Source organism: Gammaproteobacteria bacterium, assembly GCA_003696665.1.
GTDB lineage: Bacteria > Pseudomonadota > Gammaproteobacteria > Enterobacterales.
In genome coordinates this window covers 1-1,644 of sequence record RFGJ01000191.1, presented here as the reverse complement: position 1 = coordinate 1,644, position 1,644 = coordinate 1, and the positions used below count along the sequence as shown (strand labels likewise).

The 1,644-nt window shown below is 52.5% G+C and carries 3 protein-coding genes; 2 read left to right on the top strand and 1 reads right to left on the bottom strand.

Annotated elements, in window-relative coordinates; genetic code table 11:
• Together D6694_05505 and D6694_05500 are read left to right on the top strand one after the other, a co-directional pair.
• A partial coding sequence (locus D6694_05505; GenBank protein ID RMH44706.1) for a hypothetical protein occupies window positions 1–529 on the top strand: 529 nt, incomplete at its 5' end.
• A gap of 21 nt (window positions 530–550) precedes the next feature.
• Window positions 551–1,213, top strand: coding sequence for an HAD-IIIA family hydrolase (locus D6694_05500; protein ID RMH44705.1), 663 nt, complete (start codon window positions 551–553; stop codon window positions 1,211–1,213).
• Here the strand turns inward: D6694_05500 and D6694_05495 are convergent.
• A complete protein-coding gene (locus tag D6694_05495) occupies window positions 1,192–1,386 on the bottom strand; it encodes a hypothetical protein (protein RMH44704.1) in 195 nt (64 codons plus the stop codon). The genes D6694_05500 and D6694_05495 overlap by 22 nt on opposite strands.
• Between the last annotated feature and the right edge of the window lie 258 nt (window positions 1,387–1,644).

The following is a 1,644-nucleotide window of genomic DNA, read 5'->3' as shown; positions in this document are numbered from 1 at the left end:
TGCAGGAGCAATACCAACAGGCCTGGGCGGGGGAGATGATCGAACTGCTGTTAGACATCAAGCAGGCGGTAGAGGAAGCCAAAAGCGGGAGCGAACCACCCTGAGCGATGAGCAAAAGGCCATTTTCGAAGGTCGTTACGACCGATTGCTTGCACAGGGGCTGGCAGCCAACCTGCTGCCCCCTGAACCGAGGGAGAAAAAGGGCGGGCGGAAGAAACAGAGCAAGCCCAAGAACCTACTGGATCATCTGGTCAAGCACAAGCGCGAAGTGCTGGCGTTTATGTACGGTTTCAAGGTGCCGTTCGACAACAATCTAGCCGAGCGAGACCTGCGCATGGTCAAATTGAAACAGAAAATGTCGGGCTGCTTTCGAACAACGACCGGAGCGCAAACCTTTTGTGCCATTCGCAGTTACATTTCTACGGCTCGGAAGAACGGGCAGCGGCCATTCGATGCCTTGGTGCAGGCTCTGATGGGTGAGCCTTTCTGTCCGCACTTCCTGCAACCATTCACCATCCCATCAGGCTGAGTAGTTACCATCGAAGAAGAAATGCTTAGAAAAACGCCCCACCAATTCCCTATTGTTGATCTGCCAAGAAAAGCGAGCTATCTCGACATATCTCAGAACATTTCCACACAAAAGACACGCCCGGCGATTTTCCTGGACCGAGATGGTGTTATCATTGCCAATCGAGCGCCCTATGTGCTCTCTTGGACAGATGTAGAGGTCTTGCCAGGTAGTTTAGAAGCATTGTCACGCCTCGCTCTTGCACATTGGGCCGTGGTAGTAGTGACAAATCAGGCATGTATAGGCAAAGGGTTGCTCAGTATACAAGAGGCCCGCAAGATCAACCAACGCCTGTTGGAACATATTACTGCATGTGGTGGACGAGTTGATGCAATCTACATGTGTCCTCATATCCCTGGCGAACAGTGCATATGTCGAAAACCAAAGCCTGGGCTTCTGCTCCAAGCTGCCAAGGACTTGCACCTTGAATTAAAATCCTCCATTCTCATAGGCGATGCATTAAGTGATTTACAGGCCGGCTGGAAAGCCGGCCTTCACCGATTGATCTTAGTGCGCACAGGGCGCGGTCGTGATCAGCTTCAGCAAGCAGCCAGGGCCTGGAAAGGCCCTGATTTTATAGTACACGAAAACCTGCTTACAGCAGTGAGATGGCTATTACTCAGTCAAGTGTCGAATGATAGATAAAGTCGCTTGAGTTTTATCCGTGCGTTGTCGGTGGTAAAGCGCCAATCAATGGTGACACCCGCATTGTTCCGCGCTTGTTCCCAGGCCGATACTTCTCGCGTGAGGGTTTCTTGATCCGGCATCCGGTCGGCCAAGGCCTGACGGGAAAGGATACTCAACTCGATCTCGGCCATGTTAAGCCAACCACCATGCTTGGGCGTGTAGGGAAAATGGTGAGTGGCTTGTTGCCTTGGGTCCCCTCTGGCTTGTACACGAAGGTGCGATCTTCCAGCGTAAGGGCATATTCCCGTGGCTGCGCGGTCACATCCACGCCTATCAGCCGTCGGGAGCACTATTGAGCTTCGCATCAAAAAAGGCACATTCGGTTATAATGATGGCCAAGCGACCCAGAGGGAGGTGGTCATGAGACCCAAGGGAAGTGCTGAAGCGTT